The sequence below is a fragment of the Micromonospora globosa genome (genome assembly GCF_000717585.1).
GTDB classification, from domain to species: domain Bacteria; phylum Actinomycetota; class Actinomycetes; order Mycobacteriales; family Micromonosporaceae; genus Micromonospora; species Micromonospora aurantiaca.
On the sequence record NZ_JNZR01000012.1, the window covers coordinates 56,793 to 72,943 of the forward strand.

The window sequence follows — 16,151 nt, forward strand, 5'->3', positions numbered from 1 at the left end:
TTTCCGGTACGGCGGAAGAGTAGCGCTGAGCTTCAGGTCAGCGGGGGGCGGGCGGCCGCAGCGCGATCGCCCGGAGGAAGATCTCGCCGATCTTGCTGGGGTCGGTGGTGACGAAGGCGCCACCGCCGGTGACCTTGGTGATCGACTCCAGCTCGGCCCGGTTCACCTCGGTGCCGATGCCGATGATGATGACCTGGACCGGCTGCTCGTCGTCCTTCAGCTTGTTCAGCTGGTCCAGCAGCGCCTTCTGCGAGATGCCGTCGTCGTCCTCGTTCTTGCCGTCGGTGAACAGCACGATCGAGTTGACCTTGCCCGGCTCCCAGTCCTGCTGCACCTTCTTGTACGCCGCGAGCATGGTGTCGTACAGGCCGGTGTTGCCGCTGGAGGGCTTGATCGAGGCCAGGCCGCGCTGGAGCGAGCCCCGGTTGCTGGACAGAGGCTTTATTCCGACCAGCTCGCTCCAGTCCTGCGAGCCCTGGAGGTTGGTGGAGAACGTCCAGAGGCCGATCGACCAGGAGTCGTCGAACAGCCCGAGGCCCTGGCTCGCGGCGGCGACTGTGACCTGCTCCCGGCTCGCGCCGTTGGCGGTCGCGACCGGCTTCTTCATCGAACCGGACACGTCGATGACGCAGAGCATCCGGCCCGACTGGGTGGCCACCGACCAGGTCGTGGTCGCGGTCGAGATGGCACCCGGGTCGAGGTCGGCCGCGCCGCCCTGGCCCGACGGCGGCACCTGGCTCGCGCCGCCGTTGGCCGGGCTCGGCGCGCCGGTCGGCGCCTGGAAACCCCGGCCCCAGTTGCCGTCCGGCGCGCGCAGCGCCTGCGAGGCGAGCCGGTCCTTGAAGCCCGGCGTACGCAGCACCTCGAAGAGGACCCGGGCGGCGGACGCCTTGGTCGGCTCGATGCCGGGCAGCACCGCGAACGGGTAGTCCAGCGGGATCGGCGCCGGCTCCAGGTAGAGCGCGGCGAGCCGGATCGGCGGCTTGGTGCTGTTGTAGGCGATCACGTCCTCCTCGGACAGCGCCGCCGCCCCCAGCCCGTTGGCGATCGCCGTCGGGTCGGACGAGCGCGGGAACCGCGCGAGGAGATCCTGCCGCAGCGAGGAACGGTTGGTCGCCAGCGCCCGCAGTGCGCCGACCATCGCCTCCTGCGCCTTCGGCGAGCCGGACTCGCCGGTGGAGCTGGCCGCGGCGGTCAGCGACAGCAGGCCGGACAGGCCGGCCGCGTCCTGGGTCGGCTCGACGATCCCGGCCCGCAGCGGCTTGCTGGCGGTGACCTGGGTCAGCAGGTCGGACCAGCGGAGCTTCTTGTCCGGCCACCCTATGCGCGAGGCCACCGGCTCGGGCAGCGCCACCACGACCGGGCTACGGGCGATCGAGGCGCCGTTGGTCGGCGCGAACGCGCTGGCCCCGCCGCTCTTGAGCCGGACCAGCCAGGTCGACGAGTCCGGCACCCAGACGTCGGGGGTGACAGCGGTGCCGCTGGCCTGCCCGACGCCGGCGAGCGTGGCGCCGTGCTTGCTCGCCACCGCGGCGGCCACCTCGACCGACTCGGACGAGGAGACGTTCACCGCGATGCAGGTCCCGCCCACCGCCGCACCGTCGGCGACCCACTGGTCGGCGGCGGCGCGCACCGCGGGGGCGATCTCCGGGGCGGTCGCCACCGACAGCTCGATCCGGCCCGAACAGTTCGGGCCGGCCAGCTGCTGGTAGCCGAACCAGGAGCCGGCTACGACGGCGACCAGGGCGGCCGCCACGGCGGCGGCACCTGCTCCGCGGAGGTGAGAACGCATGCGATGGCGGCCAGACACGGTGACCATCTTGCGTACCTCGTGGGGTTACCACCACAACCGTTCGGACGAAAGTTACGCAGCAGAAACAGTTGATCAGCTAACTCATACGCTAAGTTACTGGTCAGTCATTTATGGTGATGTCAATCCACTTCGGACCGCCAATTGGTAACCGTCCGGTCACGGTAGGACGCACGTCGGGCTCGCCACCGGCACCGGCTCCCCCACCGGCTCGGGCACCCCGCCGTCCGGATCGACCCGGAAGATCCTGATCATGTCGGCCCGCTCGTCGGCCACGTACAGGTGCTCACCGGCGAACGCGAAGTGCCGCGGCCACTCACCGCCGGTGTCGACCTCGGCCACCAGCTCCGGCGCGGCGCCGTCCAGCGCGAAGACAGCGATCGTGCCCACGCCGCGGTTGCCCACGTAGAGGAAACGCCCGCCCGGCCCGACGGCCACCTCGGAGGGCTGGACGTGGCCGGTCCGGCCGCTGGCGTCGACACGCGTCGACTGACGCGGCCCGTCCGGCGTCAGCTCGTACGCGGTGACAGTGGCGTCCAGCTCACCGACGAGCCAGCAACGCCGCCCATCCGGGTGCCGGGCGAGGTGCCGGGGACCGGTCCCGGGCGCCGTCCGCAGCCGGGGCTCCCGCTCGGCCAGCCGACCGGTGGACGCGTCGACGTCGTACCGGTGGACGGAGTCGGTGCCCAGGTCGACCGCGAGCAGCCCACCCCCGGCCGGGTCGGGCGAGACCATGTGGCAGTGCGCGTGCTCCTGCCGCTGCGGGTCGGCGCCGTGGCCGGAGTGCCGGACCAGGTCGGTGCGCTCTCCCGGCGCGCCGTCGGCGTCCAGGCCGAACACCGCCACGCTGCCGCCACCGTAGTTCGCCACGAACAGGTGCCGCCCGTCCGGGGCGACCGCCAGGTGGCACGGCTCCGCGCCACCTGTCTCGCGGACGCCCAGCGGCGTGAGATCGCCGTCCGGGGCGAGCCGGAACGCGCTCACCAGCCCGTCGGGCAGCTCGTTGCACCCGTACAGCACCGGCAGCGCCGGATGCCGCACCAGGAACGACGGCGACGGGGTGACCGCCACGACGCCCAGCGGGGTCAGTTCCCCGGTCGCCCGGTCCCGCCGGGCCGCCACGACGCCCTCGGCCCGCCCGCCCGTCTCCGCCGTGTAGCCGCCGATGTGGACGATCTCGTCCTGCCCGGTCACCGCTCCCACCTCTCGTCGGTCCTGACTGCGATCCAACCAGAGGCTTCCCGGTGACGCGCCCGGTCAGTCCTGCCAGACCCGACGGATCGGGCGTCGAGGGCTCAGCCCACCGGCACCGGCTCGCCGCGCTGCCGCGCCACGTGCTCGACGAGCGAGATCAGCACCAGCTTGCCCGACTGCCGGTCCCGGGCGTCGCAGAGCACGAGCGGGACGTCCGGGTCGAGGTCCAGGGCGTCGCGGACCGCCTCCAGGCCGAACCGGCGGGAGCCCTCGAAGCAGTTGACGCCCACCACGAACGGGATGCCCCGCTGCTCGAAGTAGTCGATCGAGGGGAAGCAGTCGGCCAGCCGCCGGGTGTCGGCGAGTACCACCGCGCCGAGCGCGCCGAACGCCAGCTCGTCCCAGAGGAACCAGAACCGGTCCTGGCCCGGGGTGCCGAACAGGTAGACCTGGAGGTCGTCGTTGATGGTGATCCGGCCGAAGTCCATCGCCACCGTCGTCGTCGACTTCTGCTCGACCCCGGAGACGTCGTCGGTGCCGAGCCCGGCCCCGGTCAGGACCTCCTCGGTCTGCAACGGCCGGACCTCACTCAACGCGCTGACCAGCGTCGTCTTTCCGGCGCCGAAGCCACCGGCGATGAGGATCTTCAAAGCCAGCGGCACTCGCGGCGCCCCCGGCTCCCGGTCATAGCGCACGGAGTCCACTGACCACCGCCTTGAGGATGTTGTCGTCGGGCAGGTACGCGGTGGCCGGTGGCCGGTGCACCGCGACGAGCCCATGGGCGAGAAGGTCGCCGAGCAGCACCCGGACCACGCCCACGGCGAGGTCCAGGTCGGCGGCGAGGTCGGCCACGGCCTTCGGCCGCCGGGCCAGCTCGATCAGGCGGCGGTGCTCCGGCTGCAGACCGGGCGTGCCGGCCGGGTCCGCGTCAGAAGTGGCGAGCACGAACGCCAGCAGGTCGAAGCCGTCGACGGGTGGGCGCACCCGGCCGCCGGTGAGCGTGTACGGACGCACCACCGGCCCGGCGTCGGCGTCCAGCCACTCGTGCTGCGGCCCCGGCGACTCAGCGCGCATCGGTCCGCTCCCCCGCCACCCGGCTCGGCGCGGCCAGGTTCTCCCCGACCCGGATGACGAGCATCGCCATCTCGTACGCCACCAGGCCGATGTCGGCGTCGGCGTCGCTGGCCACCGCCAGGCAGGCGCCCTGCCCGGCGGCGGTCACGAACAGGTAGGCCGACTCCATCTCCACCACCGTCTGGCGGACCGCGCCGCCGCCCAGGTGCCGGGTGGCGCCCTTGGCCAGCCCGGAGAAGCCGGACGCCAGCGCGCAGAGGTGTTCCGCGTCGGTGCGGTCCTGGTCGGTGGAGGCGCCGAGCAGGAGCCCGTCCGCCGAGAGCACCACCGCCTGGCGGGCGGCGGGGACACGCTCCACCAGGTCGTCGAGCAGCCAGTCGAGATCGGCGTTCTGCCGCGTCGTGTGCACCACTAGGCGTCCCTCTCAGTCGCGGTTCGTTGGTCCGGCGCCGGCGGGGCGGGCTGAACGGCCGGCCCCGCGGTGGTGGACGGCGTACCGGTGTCGCGCGGTTCGGTGGTGGGGGTGGTCGGATCGGTTCCGGCGGCGCGCGAGCCGTCCCGGCGTCCCCGCGCGGTGCCGGCCTGCAACGCGGACATGGCCCGGCGGGCCTCCTCCGGGGTGCGGTGGGCCGGGGTGTCGGCGACCGCCGCGCGGGGTCGCGCGGTCGCGCCGCGGCGCCGGATCCGGCGAGGCAGGCCGTCGCCGTCGGCGGGTGGCTCCACAGTCGAGGCGCGGGCCGACTGCAACGGGACGACTGTGTTCTCCGACCGGTCCCGGCCCGGCCGGGCCGGCCGCCCCGGCCGGGGCACAGTGGTCAGCCGGGTCACCTTGGCCAGGCGCCGCCGTTCCGGCCCGGCGGAGGCGTCCGCGCCCACCGGCGGCTCGTCGGTGATCAGTTCCGACGGTACGAACACCGCGGCGACGATCCCGGCCGGGCGGGACGGCCGCAGCTCCACCCGTACGCCGTGCCGGGCGGCCAGGAGGGCCACCACGAACAGCCCGAGCCGGGCACTGCCGGCCGGGTCGAACTCCGGCGGCTCGGCCAGCTTGCGGTTGGCCTCGGCCAGGGCCGGCGCGGACATGCCCAGCCCCCGGTCGGTGATCTCGATGGTGTAGCCGCCCGGGACGCTCCGGCCGCTGACGTCCACCCGGGTGCCGGGCGGGGAGAACGTGGTCGCGTTCTCGATCAGCTCGGCGAGCAGGTGGATCACGTCGCCGACGGCCCGCCCCAGCACCCCGGCCGACGCCACCTCGCCCACGTCGACCCGGTCGTACGCCTCGACCTCGGAGATCGCGCCGCGCATCACGTCGACAGCCGCGACCGGGCGGCGCCAGCCACGTCCGGGCGCGGCACCGGCGAGGATGACCAGGTCCTCGGCGTGCCGCCGCAGCCGTGTCGCCAGGTGGTCGACCTGGAACAGCCCGGCCAGCTCGTCCGGGTCCTCGGTCCGCCGTTCCAGCCGGTCCAGCAGCGCCAGCTGCCGGTGCACCAGCCCCTGGCTGCGCCGGGCGAGGTTGAGGATCACCTCGTTGAAGCCCCGGCGCAGCGTGACCTCGTCGACGGCGGCGCGGACAGCGGTCCGGCGCACCTCGTTGAAGGCGCGCGCCACCTGGCCGATCTCGTCGCCGCCGTGGTCCAGCTCGGGCGCCTCCCGGGCGACGTCGACCTCCTCGCCCCGGCGCAGCCGGGCGACCACGTCGGGCAGCCGGCGTTCGGCCACCTCGGTCGCGGCGGCGCGTACGCCGGTCAGCCGCTGCGCCAGCGACCGGCCGACCCGCAGCGCCACCAGCACGCACACCACGATCGCGATCAGGCCCAGCACACCGGCGGCGGCGAGCTGCCCGAGGATCCGGGTGGCCATCGGCACCGACCGCTCGGCCAGGGCGTCCGCGCCGCGCAGCTCGAAGTCGCGCAGGCTCTGCCAGACCTCGGCGTGACCGGTGTCCCACGCCCGCATGTCGAACCGGGCGGGCAGCGCGGACGAGCGGATCAGGCTGTCCTGGAGCGCGCGCAGCTTGAGGAACCCGGCGCCCTCGGTCATCCGCTGGTACGCGGTCCGCTCCCCCGGCGGCAGGTCGGCGACCGCGATCTCGGCCAGGAAACGCTGGTTCTCGACCGTGCGTACCAGTTGCTCGTGCTCGCCCTCGGCGTACCGGCCCGCGGTGACGGCGCCGGCCAGCAGCGCGTCGGCCTGGCCGAGCAGCTCCCGGGAGCGACCCAGCGCGGTCAGCGCCGTGGCCTCCCGGTTGAGCTGCGCGTCGGGCAGCGCGGCCATCGCGCCGAACGCCTGGAACGCCGAGCCGATCATGCCGCTGTAGAGCCCGACGGCGCCGGCCCGGTCGACCTTCCGGTCGTCGATGAAGGCGCGCCCGGCGGGCAGCGCGTCGAGCGCCGAGACCAGTTGGTCGAGCCGGTTGTCGAGCTGGGCGTCGGCGACGTCGCGCAGGTCCCCGCCGTCGACCTTGCGGCGCAGCTCGACGATCGCGTCGTCGGTGCGTACCCGCTGCTCGGTCAGCTCGGGGAGGGCGCGGTCACCGGCGAGCTGGACCACCGACAGCCGCCGCTCCCGTTGCAGCTCGGCCACCACGGCCTCGCCGGGACGGCCCAGATCGTAGAGGAGGGTACGCGCGGAGAGCAGGTCGAGCGCAGGCCCGAAGGTGAGCGTGGTGGCGAAGATCCACAACGCCAGCAGCCCGGTCACCGGGCCGATGACCAGCGCGGTCAGCTTGGCGCGGATCGGCCAGTCACGGGTGTTCAATCAGACCTCGCCCGGGAAGGTGTCGCTCGGTGGCGCCGGCAGCGGCCGTCACGTTCGCCGGCCACGACGCCGGGCCCCGGCCCGGACGCCTTGGGCAGGATACGTAATCCGGGGCGGATGCACTACCGGCCGTCTCGGCTCTCGCTACGGTCCGAGACGGGCAGGAGGGCCTCAGTCGGACATCGGCCCGGCACCGGACGGCGGTCGCGACATCGCGCCTTTTCCCGGCCGGGGCGGAAAGTACGGCACAACGGGATTGGCGATCACCCGCGCGAGGGAATACCAGCGTGCGAAGGAGGAGCCATGTCGTCCACCCAGGTAGTCGTCATAGTCATCGTCGTCGCCGTCATCGCCGCGCTCGTCGCGGTCGCCGTGGTCGCCAGCCGCCGCCGGGCGCTGCGCGAGCGCTTCGGCCCCGAGTACGACCGGGTCGTCGCCGAGCAGGACAGCCGCAGCGCCGCCGAGCGTGAGCTGCGGGAACGCGAGCGCCGGCACGCCGAGCTGGAGCTGACCCCGCTGAGCCCGGAGTCCCGGGCCCGCTACGCCGCCGCCTGGGAGGAACTCCAGGTGCGCTTCGTCGACTCCCCCGCGGAGACCGTCGGCGAGGCCGACGAGCTGGTGAGCCGCCTGATCGCCGAGCGCGGATACCCCACCGGGGACTTCTCGGACCAGATCGCCCACCTCTCCGTCGAGCACGCCCGCACCCTCACCCACTACCGCGACGCCCACGAGATCCGGCAGCGCAACGAGCGCGGTGAGGCCGGCACCGAGGACCTCCGGCAGGCGCTCGTGCACTACCGGGCCCTCTTCGCCGACCTGCTCGGCGAGGAGCCGGTGCCCACGTCCACGCAGCAGCCGGAGCAGCGCCACCCCGACCACGACCACGACGTCCCGAGCCGCTGAGGAGGCCGCCGCCATGCGCCAGGAGGAACAGCAGGTCACGCAGGACCACCCCGAGGCCGTCCGGTCCGCACCGGTGCCGGTGCCGCAGCCGGGTGAGCACACCGACGCCGGCCGGCGCGACGCCGACCGGGCCGACGTACCCGAGGACGCACTGGACGACCGGGGCACCTTCGACGACCCGGCGGTCGCCGACGAGCGGCGCGACGCCGAGGTCGACGAGACCCGCGCCTACGACGCCGGGGAGCTGCGCGACGCGGCCGACCGGACCGACGACGACGGGCGGGCCCCGTACCACGAGCCGGCGCCGCTGCCGACGGCGTTCGGGGCGGCCACGGTGGGCGACGCGGTCGCCGCCTCGGCCCTGGCGGGCGGTCGCCCGCAGGACGAGCGCGACGCGCGCGACGAGGACACCGCGGCGCCGGGCGACGGCGCGCCGGGACGTACCGACCCGCTGGACGACGAGCGGGCCGACCCGACGGCCGGGGACCGCCTGCACGACCGCGACCGCTGGGACGCCGAGCACACCGACGGCGCCGACCGCGACGGCGTCGTCCGGGACGACCGCACGGTAGACGGCATGGTCCGGGACGACGCGGCGGCCGACGGCGCGGTCGGGTACGGCAGCGCCGAGCCCGGCCTGGTCGACCCGGACGCCGAGGCCGTCCCCGCGGCCGACGGCGCCGACCGGCGGCACGACCGGGTGGACACCGACACCGCCACCGCTGCGGCGGGTGCGGCAGCCGCCGGCGCGGCCGGCACGGCGCTGTCCGGCGCGGAGCGGCCCACGTCCGGCGCGGTACCCGCCGACGCGGCGACGCTGTTCGCGCCGGAGGCCGCGCAGGGTTTCCGGGACCGCTGGCGCGACGTGCAGCTTCGCTTCGTGGACGACCCGCGCGCCGCGGTCGGCGAGGCGGAGTCGCTGGTCGAGGAGGCGATCGAGGCGCTCTCCACCGCCCTGCGGGAGCAGCGCACCCGGCTCGGCGCCTGGCAGGAGTCCGGCTCCACCGACACCGAGCAGCTCCGGGTGGCCGTACGCGGCTACCGCGACTTCCTGGACCGCGTGCTGGGCCGCTGAGAAACCGCCACGAAGCCCCGGCCGGTGACCGGCCGGGGCTTCCGCGTACCCGGACCGAACAGCAGGTATGAAACCTCGCAATCCGGGTAGGTGCGGGCAGCGGTGCACACGAGGGGAGCACGGGCATGGGCGGCGGCGGCCTGCGGTTGAACATGAACGCCCTGGACTATCTGATCCTGGTGCTCTACTTCGTCACCGTGCTCGGCGTCGGTTTCGCCGCCCGGCGCGCGATCCGTACCAGCGTGGACTTCTTCCTCTCCGGCCGCTCGCTCCCCGCCTGGGTCACCGGCCTGGCGTTCGTCTCGGCCAACCTGGGCGCGCTGGAGATCATCGGCATGGCCGCCAACGGCGCCCAGTACGGCATCATGACGGTGCACTACTACTGGATCGGCGCCGTGCCGGCGATGGTCTTCCTCGGCATCGTGATGATGCCGTTCTACTACGGCTCCAAGGTCCGCAGCGTCCCCGAGTACCTGCGGCTGCGCTTCAACCGCCCCACCCACCTGCTCAACGCGATCAGCTTCGCTGTCGCGCAGGTGCTCATCGCGGGCGTGAACCTCTACGCGCTGGCCCTGATCATGCAGGCGCTGCTGGGCTGGCCGCTCTGGTTCGCGATCGTCGTCGGTGCGGTGATCGTGCTGGCGTACATCACCGTCGGCGGGCTCTCCGGCGCGATCTACAACGAGGTGCTCCAGTTCTTCGTGATCATCGCCGGTCTGGTGCCGATCACGGTGATCGGACTGGTCAAGGTCGGCGGCGTCAGCGGCCTGATGGACGCGGTCCGCGACTCCAGACTCGGCGAGGCCGGACTGCACGCCTGGGAGGGCACCGGCAGCACCGGCAACCCGCTCGGCGCGCACTGGCTGGGCATCGTGTTCGGCCTGGGCTTCGTGCTCTCCTTCGGCTACTGGACCACCAACTTCGCCGAGGTGCAGCGCGCCCTGTCCGCACGGAACATGAGCGCCGCCCGGCGTACGCCGATCATCGCCGCGTACCCGAAGCTGCTCATCCCGGCGGTCACCGTGATCCCCGGCCTGATCGCCCTGGTCACCGTGAAAGGGCTGGGCGCCGACGAGGGCGACCTGGTCTACAACAACGCGATCCCGCTGCTCATGCGCGACCTGCTGCCCAACGGCGTGCTCGGTATCGCGGTCACCGGCCTGGTGGCCTCGTTCATGGCCGGCATGGCGGCGAACGTCAGCGGGTTCAACACCGTCTTCACGTACGACATCTGGCAGGCGTACTTCCGGCGGGACCTGCCGGACGAGCACTACGTGAAGGTGGGCCGGATCGCCACCGTCGGCGCGGTGGTCATCGGCATCGGCACCGCGTTCATCGCGGCCGGGTTCAGCAACATCATGAACTACATCCAGGCGCTGTTCTCGGTCTTCAACGCGCCGCTGTTCGGCACGTTCATCATCGGCATGTTCTGGCGGCGGATGACGCCGCTGGCCGGGTTCTGGTCGCTGCTGTCCGGCACTGTCGTCGCCACCGCCACGTACCTGCTCTACAAGGGTGGCGTGATCAGCTTCAACTCGGACCTGGAGGAGAGCTTCTGGGGCGCGGGCCTGGCCTTCGCCACGGTCGCTGTGGTGGCCGCGATCGTCACGCCGCTGACCCGGCCGAAGACCGACGACCAGCTGACCGGGCTGGTGTACGGCCTCAGCGACACCACGCTCGCCGACGACTCGCTGGCCGGCGACACCGCCTGGTACCGCTCCCCGGTGCTGCTCGGCGTCGTCGCCGTGATCCTCGCCGCCCTGTTCTACATCCCGGTCTTCTGAAGGAGGGGACGCACGCCATGGCAGACAACGCGGACCGCCACTACCAGGGCGGCGAGGCGCACGACCCGCTGGTCGACGAGACCGAGGACGCCCGGGAGGAACGCTCCGCCGCGGCCCGGCTGTTCGACATCCGCCGGGTCATCGGCGGCCTGTTCGTGGTGTACGGGCTGATCGTCGGCCTCATGGGGCTGTTCGACACGTCCGCCGAAATCGACAAGGCGCAGGGCGTCCGGATCAACCTGTGGGCCGGCGCGGCGATGCTGGTGTTCGGCCTGCTGATGCTGCTGTGGCAGCGGCTGCGCCCGACCGAGACGCCGGAGCCGCACCGCGACGAGTCCTGACCCCTCCGCCCGCATGGCGCGGCCCGCACCGGGTAGGCCACGGGGATCACGCGAAGGGACAGGAGGGCAGCAGCATGACCGATCGTGACCGCGGTGGCGAGCGGCCGCTGGAGGAGACCCCCGAGGTGGCCGCGGCGGTGGACGACGACAGCACGGTGCCCCAGTTGCGCAACGACGGCACCGACCCGGACAACCCGACCTTCACCGAGCCCGACGGCGCGGTGCCGGACACCGGGTCGCCGAACCTCATCGGTGACCCGTACGCGGCCGGGACCGGCGCGACCGGCACCGGTACCGGCGCCGCCCCGGACGACATCCGCACCGGCGCCGAGCAGCCCTGGGATCCGGAGGACCTGGTGCAGGCCCGGGGTCAGGACGTGACGCCGGAGAACCTGGAGCGGGCCCGCCGCGACCTGGCCGAGCTGGGCCGGGCGGCGATCGAGCGCACCGTTCCCTGACACCGGAACGGCCGAGGGCCCCTGGCCGACGTGGGCGTCGACCAGGGGCCCGGGGAACCCGCGCGGCGGTGCCTCACTCCCGCCGCCGCGGGTGGCCCTCACCGCGGCTCAGGAGAGCGGCGGGTACGCGTTCTGCATGAGCTGCTGGAACTGGGCCGGGAACCACGCGCCGGAGATCGGCGCGTCCGGCAGGGCGCCGGACATGCTGTTGCCGTTGCGGGCGTTACCGGTGTAGGTCGGGTCGCACATCCGGTCGAAGCCCTTGCCCTCGTTGTTCGGGATCTCCTTGCTGGAGCCGTCCGACTCACCCGGGGGCTTCACCCAGACGTAGGCGTCGATCCCGGTCTCCGGGTTGGCCCGCGGCCGCTCGCCGAGACCCGCGCCGGCCTGGTTGCACCAGTTGCCGGCGTGAATGCGCCGGTCGACCCGGCCACCGTCGACGTACGCGTCCACGCTGGTCATGGGGCCCGGGCCGGTCGGCCGGGCGGAGCCGCCCCAACCGTTACGGGAGGTGTCGATCAGCATGCCGATGTTGCTGTCGAAGCCGACCGAGACCAGCTTCTGCCGGAACGCCTGGGCGAACGACAGCTCGTCGACGTACTGGTTCCAGTCGATCCACTTGGACTGCCGGACCGTCTGGCCGTTCACCGAGTCGGTGACCTTGACGTACGGCTCCTTCAGGGCGGAGTAGTTCGCCGTGTTGACGATGAAGCCCTGCACGTTGGCGACGGTGCTGCCGGACGCGACGGCGGCGGCCTTGAGCTGGTCGGCGACCGGGCCGAAGTTGCTGTCCCAGCCGATCCAGCCGTGGTGGGCGGCGTCGATGTAGTTGTAGACGTTGCCGATCGCACCCAGCTTCGCCAGGGCGTAGCCGACACCGTTCACGTACGCGCCGTTGGCCTTCACCGTGTCGCACATGACCGTGCCGCCCGGGTTGCCCGAGGTGTTGGTCACCAGGTTGGGCAGCGAGTCGATCTCGATGATGTTGACGATGCGCAGGTTCCGGTACTTCGAGTCACCCTGGATCGCGGCGATCGGGTCGATGTACTCGGCCTTGTAGCGGGGCAGCTCGTCCGGGCCCAGCTCGCCGTTGGATGCCAGCGCTGCGCAGTCCCGGCCGGGCAGGTTGTAGATGACGAACTGGATGTAGCCGGCGCCCTGGGCGAGCGCGGCGTCCAGGTGGTCACGGACGCCCATCGCGCCGTTGGAGCTGCTGTCCGGCGTGCCGTTGATGGCGGCGATCCGGTCGATCCAGACCGCGGTCGGGTTGTTCGACACCCGGCTGCCGCCGGACACCGACTCGGCCTTGGCCTTCCACTCGGGGTTCACGTACCCCTTCACACCGACGTACGGGTTGTCGACCCGCTGCCCGGGCGGCGGAGTGCTCGTCGGCGGCGTCGAGGTCGGCGGGGTCGACGTGGGCGGCGTGCTCGTGGGCGGCGTGCTGGTCGGCGGCGTGCTCGTCGGCGGCGTGCTGGTGGACGGCGTGCCGCCGTTGCACACAGTGCCGTTGAGCGTGAACTGGGTCGGCTTCGGGTTGCTGCCGCTCCAGGAGCCGTTGAAGCCGATGGTGGTGCTGGCGCCGCTGGCGAGCGACCCGTTGTACGACTCGTTCTGCGCGGTGACGTTCTGGCCGCTCTGGGACCACCTCGCGGACCAGCCGTTCACCACCCGCTGCGAGCTGTTCGGGAAGGTGAAGCCGAGGTTCCACGAGCTGAGCGCGTCACCGATGTTCTTGATGGTCACGGTGCCGGTGAATCCACCGGGCCAGTCGCTGGTCGTGTACGTCACGCTGCACTGGGTGGCGGCCTGCGCCGCGGTGACCGGGAGGGTCACCAGTCCACCGGCTACCAGGACGCCGGCGCCGGTGAGCGCGAGCGTCCGGTTCCGGCCGGACAGCCTTCTCCACAGATTCATGCCACTGATCTCCTTGGGCGAGACCGGATCCGCGTACGGCCCGGCGCAAATGGCGGCGGCAGTCGTCCTGCGGGAACGACCGTGCGCGCCACGGGTTTCTTCGGGGGACGCCCGACCCGGACGGGCGTTGTGGGGGTGGTGGTGCCGACCGGTCCGCAGGACCGGCCGATGGAGCCGGACGTCGGCCGGTGGTGCCGGCTGCCCTCGACGTCTGAGCTCGCGGTGTGGCTCCCCGAACCGCGTGCAGCGATTCTTGCATGGGAGCGCTTCCATGGCAATGGCTCGATACGCCTGCCGCCCACCCTACCGGCGCCCGGCGCCACCACACCCCCACTCCCCGCCGCCCACCGGCGCCCTTCGGCTCGGGTGGAACGTCATGGGTGTCAAAACGACCCGGAGACACCCATGACGTTCCACTCGGTACGCGGACCGCGCGGAGGGGCGCCGGCAGCACGAGTGGGACCGGCGTCGCGGGACCGCCGTGGAGAGCCTGATCGGCGCTACCGGTCGGGCAGCACGCGCCGGGGCCACATCACCGGCAAATCCCTAAAAGCGAATCTTTCCCCGGATAAGTCGCGAAAAGGTCTAACGTCAGCCTTAGCTCGACTGACGTCGGGCTCAGGACGAACAGGGATGGAGACGCTGGTCATGGCTAAGAAGATGCTCGGGAAGGTGGTCGCGGGCGCCGCCCTCGGCGGAGCCGGCCTTCTCGCGTTCACCCCGGGAATGGCCTACGCGGGCGGGCACGACGAGGGCAAGGTCATCGCCAAGCCCCACGTGGTGAAGGCGGGGGACACCGTCGAGCTGCTCGCGATCTGCTCCGAGCCGCAGAAGCACGCCACCGTCTGGTCGAAGGTGACCGGCAAGGTCGACCTGCACCCGGCCCGCGACGGCGAGCACGGCGACTGGGCCGACCGCGGCGGCGACTGGGGCGGCGACCAGGACTGGGGCTGGGACGACAAGGGCCCGGACGGCAAGGACGACCACGGCAAGGACGAGCACGGCAAGGACGAGCACGGCAAGGGCCCCGACGGCAAGGACGAGCACGGCAAGGGCCCGGACGGCCGCGGCGAGCCGGGCGGGGAGGGGCACGGCCCGGACGGCAACGGCCCCGGCGGCAGCGGTCCGGGTGGGAACGGCCCCGGTGGCAACGGCCCGGGTGGCGACGGGCCGGGCGGGAACGGGCCGGGTGGCGACGGCATGCCGCAGCCTCCGGCGAACCAGCCCCAGCCGCCCGCCGGCCAGCCGGAAGGGCAGCCGCAGCCGGGTGGCGCGGGCGCCGGCGCGGCCGTCGACCCGGGCGACTGGCAGGGGCACGACGAGTACGGCCAGGACGCCGAGCCGGGCTGGGAGAAGGAGAAGGCGGGCGCGCCGGACTGGACCAAGGACGAGCACGGCCCCGACGGCAAGGACCGGTACGGCAAGGACGCCAAGGACGAGCACGGCAAGGACGACCGTGGCGGCCGGCCGGACGACAAGGGCAAGGACGGCAAGGACGAGCACGGCTCCTGGCAGGACGGCAAGGACGACTGGCAGGGCGGCAAGGACGACTGGCAGGCGAGCGGAGGCGCCTGGCAGGAGGACAAGGGCGACTACGGCAAGGACGCCGAGCGCGACTACGGCAAGGACGAGTGGGAGCACGGGAAGGACTTCGTCTACTACGGCGAGGCCACCGTGTCGCACGACGCCCGGCCGGGCCGGTACGAGCTGCGGGGCACCTGCGGTGAGGGCGAGCTGGTGGTCCTGCCGCGCGGTGGGGTCGACGGCGGCGACGGTGGCATGACGACCACCGGCGTGGACCGCAACCTCGCCACCGGCGGCGCGGGCATGATCGGCGCCGCGGCGCTGGGCGGCCTGGTGCTGCTGCGTCGGCGGCGGGCCGGTGGCCTGGTCTGACCGGACGACGACCCGGGCCGGCGGCCGTCACGGAAGTCCGTGGCGTGCCGTCGGCGCGGCCGTCGTCGTCCTGCTCGCCATGGCCGGGGCCGGTCTGATCGGCGCGTCCGTCCGGACCGTCCCGCCACCGTCCCCACCGCAGCCGATCTCGCAGGCGGCCCCCGTCACCACCGACCCGCTGAGCGATCCCGCCGGCGCCTACGCCGACCCGGACGCCGAGGGCCAACCCGCACCGGGCACCGAGGGCCAACCGGCACCGGGCACCACCGGCCAGTCCACACCGGACGGCACCGGCCAGCCGGCAGCGGACGCCGCCGGGGGCGGCCCGGCGACGCCGGGCCCACTGACCGGCGCACCCGGCGCCACCCCGGGCGCCGCAGCCGTCCCGGGCACCCCGGACACGACGGGCGCCGCCCCGGCTCCACTTCCCCGGTCCGCGCCGGTCACCATCTCGATCCCCCGCATTGGGGTGCAGGCGCCGATCATGTCGCTCGGCACGAACCCGGACGGCACGGTCCAGGTGCCCCCGCTGGACCAGGCCATGAACGCCGGCTGGTACTCCCCCGGCGCCAGCCCGGGCGAGGCCGGCAACGCGGTGATCGTCGGTCACGTCGACTCCGCCCAGCTCGGCCCGGCGGTGTTCTTCAACCTCGGCGCGCTGGTGGCAGGCGACACGATAGTGGTCGCCCGGCAGGACGGCTCGTCCGCCACGTTCACCGTGCGGGAGGTCGCGTCGTACCCGAAGACCGCCTTTCCCGCCGCGCAGGTCTACGGTCCGTCGGACGTCCCGGCCCTGCGCGTGGTGACCTGCGGCGGGGTGTTCGACAAGACGGCCGGGAGCTACCTGAACAACATCGTCGTCTACGCCCCGATGACCAGCTGAGGGCGGGAACGGCAGTGGCCCGGTGGTCGGGGAACCGACCACCGGGCCACTCGTGC

At 73.1% G+C, this 16,151-nt stretch carries 14 protein-coding genes; 7 read left to right on the forward strand and 7 right to left on the reverse strand.

Going from position 1 to position 16,151, the window contains the following annotated elements:
• Nucleotides 1-37: 37 nt before the first annotated feature.
• The 6 genes from IF06_RS0113690 to IF06_RS0113715 form a co-directional block, all read right to left on the reverse strand.
• The gene (locus tag IF06_RS0113690; protein WP_049794844.1) at nt 38-1,792 is read right to left on the reverse strand and encodes a substrate-binding domain-containing protein; all 1,755 of its coding nucleotides are present in this window, start codon (nt 1,790-1,792) and stop codon (nt 38-40) included.
• Between the two features lie 177 nt (nt 1,793-1,969).
• On the reverse strand, nt 1,970-3,004 hold the full coding sequence (locus IF06_RS0113695; protein WP_030271349.1) for a lactonase family protein: 1,035 nt from the start codon (nt 3,002-3,004) through the stop codon (nt 1,970-1,972).
• Between the two features lie 101 nt (nt 3,005-3,105).
• Nucleotides 3,106-3,708 (reverse strand): GTP-binding protein, encoded by a 603-nt coding sequence (locus tag IF06_RS0113700; RefSeq protein WP_013288179.1) that lies wholly within the window; start codon nt 3,706-3,708, stop codon nt 3,106-3,108.
• Nucleotides 3,689-4,078, reverse strand: coding sequence for a DUF742 domain-containing protein (locus IF06_RS0113705; RefSeq protein WP_013288180.1), 390 nt, complete (start codon nt 4,076-4,078; stop codon nt 3,689-3,691). Before IF06_RS0113705 ends, IF06_RS0113700 begins: the two co-directional genes overlap by 20 nt.
• Nucleotides 4,068-4,490, reverse strand: a complete 423-nt coding sequence (locus tag IF06_RS0113710; RefSeq protein WP_013288181.1) for a roadblock/LC7 domain-containing protein — start codon at nt 4,488-4,490, stop codon at nt 4,068-4,070. Before IF06_RS0113710 ends, IF06_RS0113705 begins: the two co-directional genes overlap by 11 nt.
• Nucleotides 4,490-6,838, reverse strand: coding sequence for a nitrate- and nitrite sensing domain-containing protein (locus tag IF06_RS0113715; RefSeq protein ID WP_030271351.1), 2,349 nt, complete (start codon nt 6,836-6,838; stop codon nt 4,490-4,492). The genes IF06_RS0113710 and IF06_RS0113715 overlap by 1 nt, the downstream gene beginning before the upstream one ends.
• A gap of 303 nt (nt 6,839-7,141) precedes the next feature.
• Between IF06_RS0113715 and IF06_RS0113720 the strand changes: the two genes are divergently transcribed.
• The 5 genes from IF06_RS0113720 to IF06_RS0113740 all read left to right on the forward strand — a co-directional run bounded on the left by IF06_RS0113720 (nt 7,142) and on the right by IF06_RS0113740 (nt 11,399).
• The gene (locus IF06_RS0113720) at nt 7,142-7,741 is read left to right on the forward strand and encodes a hypothetical protein (protein WP_013288183.1); all 600 of its coding nucleotides are present in this window, start codon (nt 7,142-7,144) and stop codon (nt 7,739-7,741) included.
• Between the two features lie 13 nt (nt 7,742-7,754).
• Nucleotides 7,755-8,816, forward strand: a complete 1,062-nt coding sequence (locus IF06_RS0113725) for a hypothetical protein (RefSeq protein WP_030271353.1) — start codon at nt 7,755-7,757, stop codon at nt 8,814-8,816.
• Between the two features lie 125 nt (nt 8,817-8,941).
• Nucleotides 8,942-10,600 carry a sodium:solute symporter family protein gene (locus IF06_RS0113730; RefSeq protein ID WP_030271354.1) on the forward strand — a complete coding sequence of 553 codons (1,659 nt, stop codon included), beginning with the start codon at nt 8,942-8,944 and terminating at the stop codon, nt 10,598-10,600.
• 17 nt (nt 10,601-10,617) lie between these two features.
• Nucleotides 10,618-10,941, forward strand: a complete 324-nt coding sequence (locus tag IF06_RS0113735) for a hypothetical protein (protein ID WP_013288186.1) — start codon at nt 10,618-10,620, stop codon at nt 10,939-10,941.
• Between the two features lie 74 nt (nt 10,942-11,015).
• Entirely contained in the window at nt 11,016-11,399 is a 384-nt protein-coding gene (locus tag IF06_RS0113740) for a hypothetical protein (protein ID WP_013288187.1), read from the forward strand.
• A gap of 108 nt (nt 11,400-11,507) precedes the next feature.
• On the opposite strand, the gene IF06_RS0113745 is transcribed toward IF06_RS0113740, so the two are convergent.
• Entirely contained in the window at nt 11,508-13,316 is a 1,809-nt protein-coding gene (locus tag IF06_RS0113745; protein WP_013288188.1) for a glycoside hydrolase family 6 protein, read from the reverse strand.
• A gap of 648 nt (nt 13,317-13,964) precedes the next feature.
• On the opposite strand from IF06_RS0113745, the gene IF06_RS0113750 reads away from it, so the two are divergent.
• Together IF06_RS0113750 and IF06_RS0113755 are read left to right on the forward strand one after the other, a co-directional pair.
• Nucleotides 13,965-15,212: a hypothetical protein gene (locus tag IF06_RS0113750; RefSeq protein WP_232236681.1), complete on the forward strand. Its 1,248-nt coding sequence runs from the start codon at nt 13,965-13,967 to the stop codon at nt 15,210-15,212.
• Nucleotides 15,213-15,291: 79 nt separating this feature from the next.
• Nucleotides 15,292-16,095, forward strand: coding sequence for a class F sortase (locus tag IF06_RS0113755; RefSeq protein WP_052166166.1), 804 nt, complete (start codon nt 15,292-15,294; stop codon nt 16,093-16,095).
• Nucleotides 16,096-16,151: the final 56 nt, after the last annotated feature.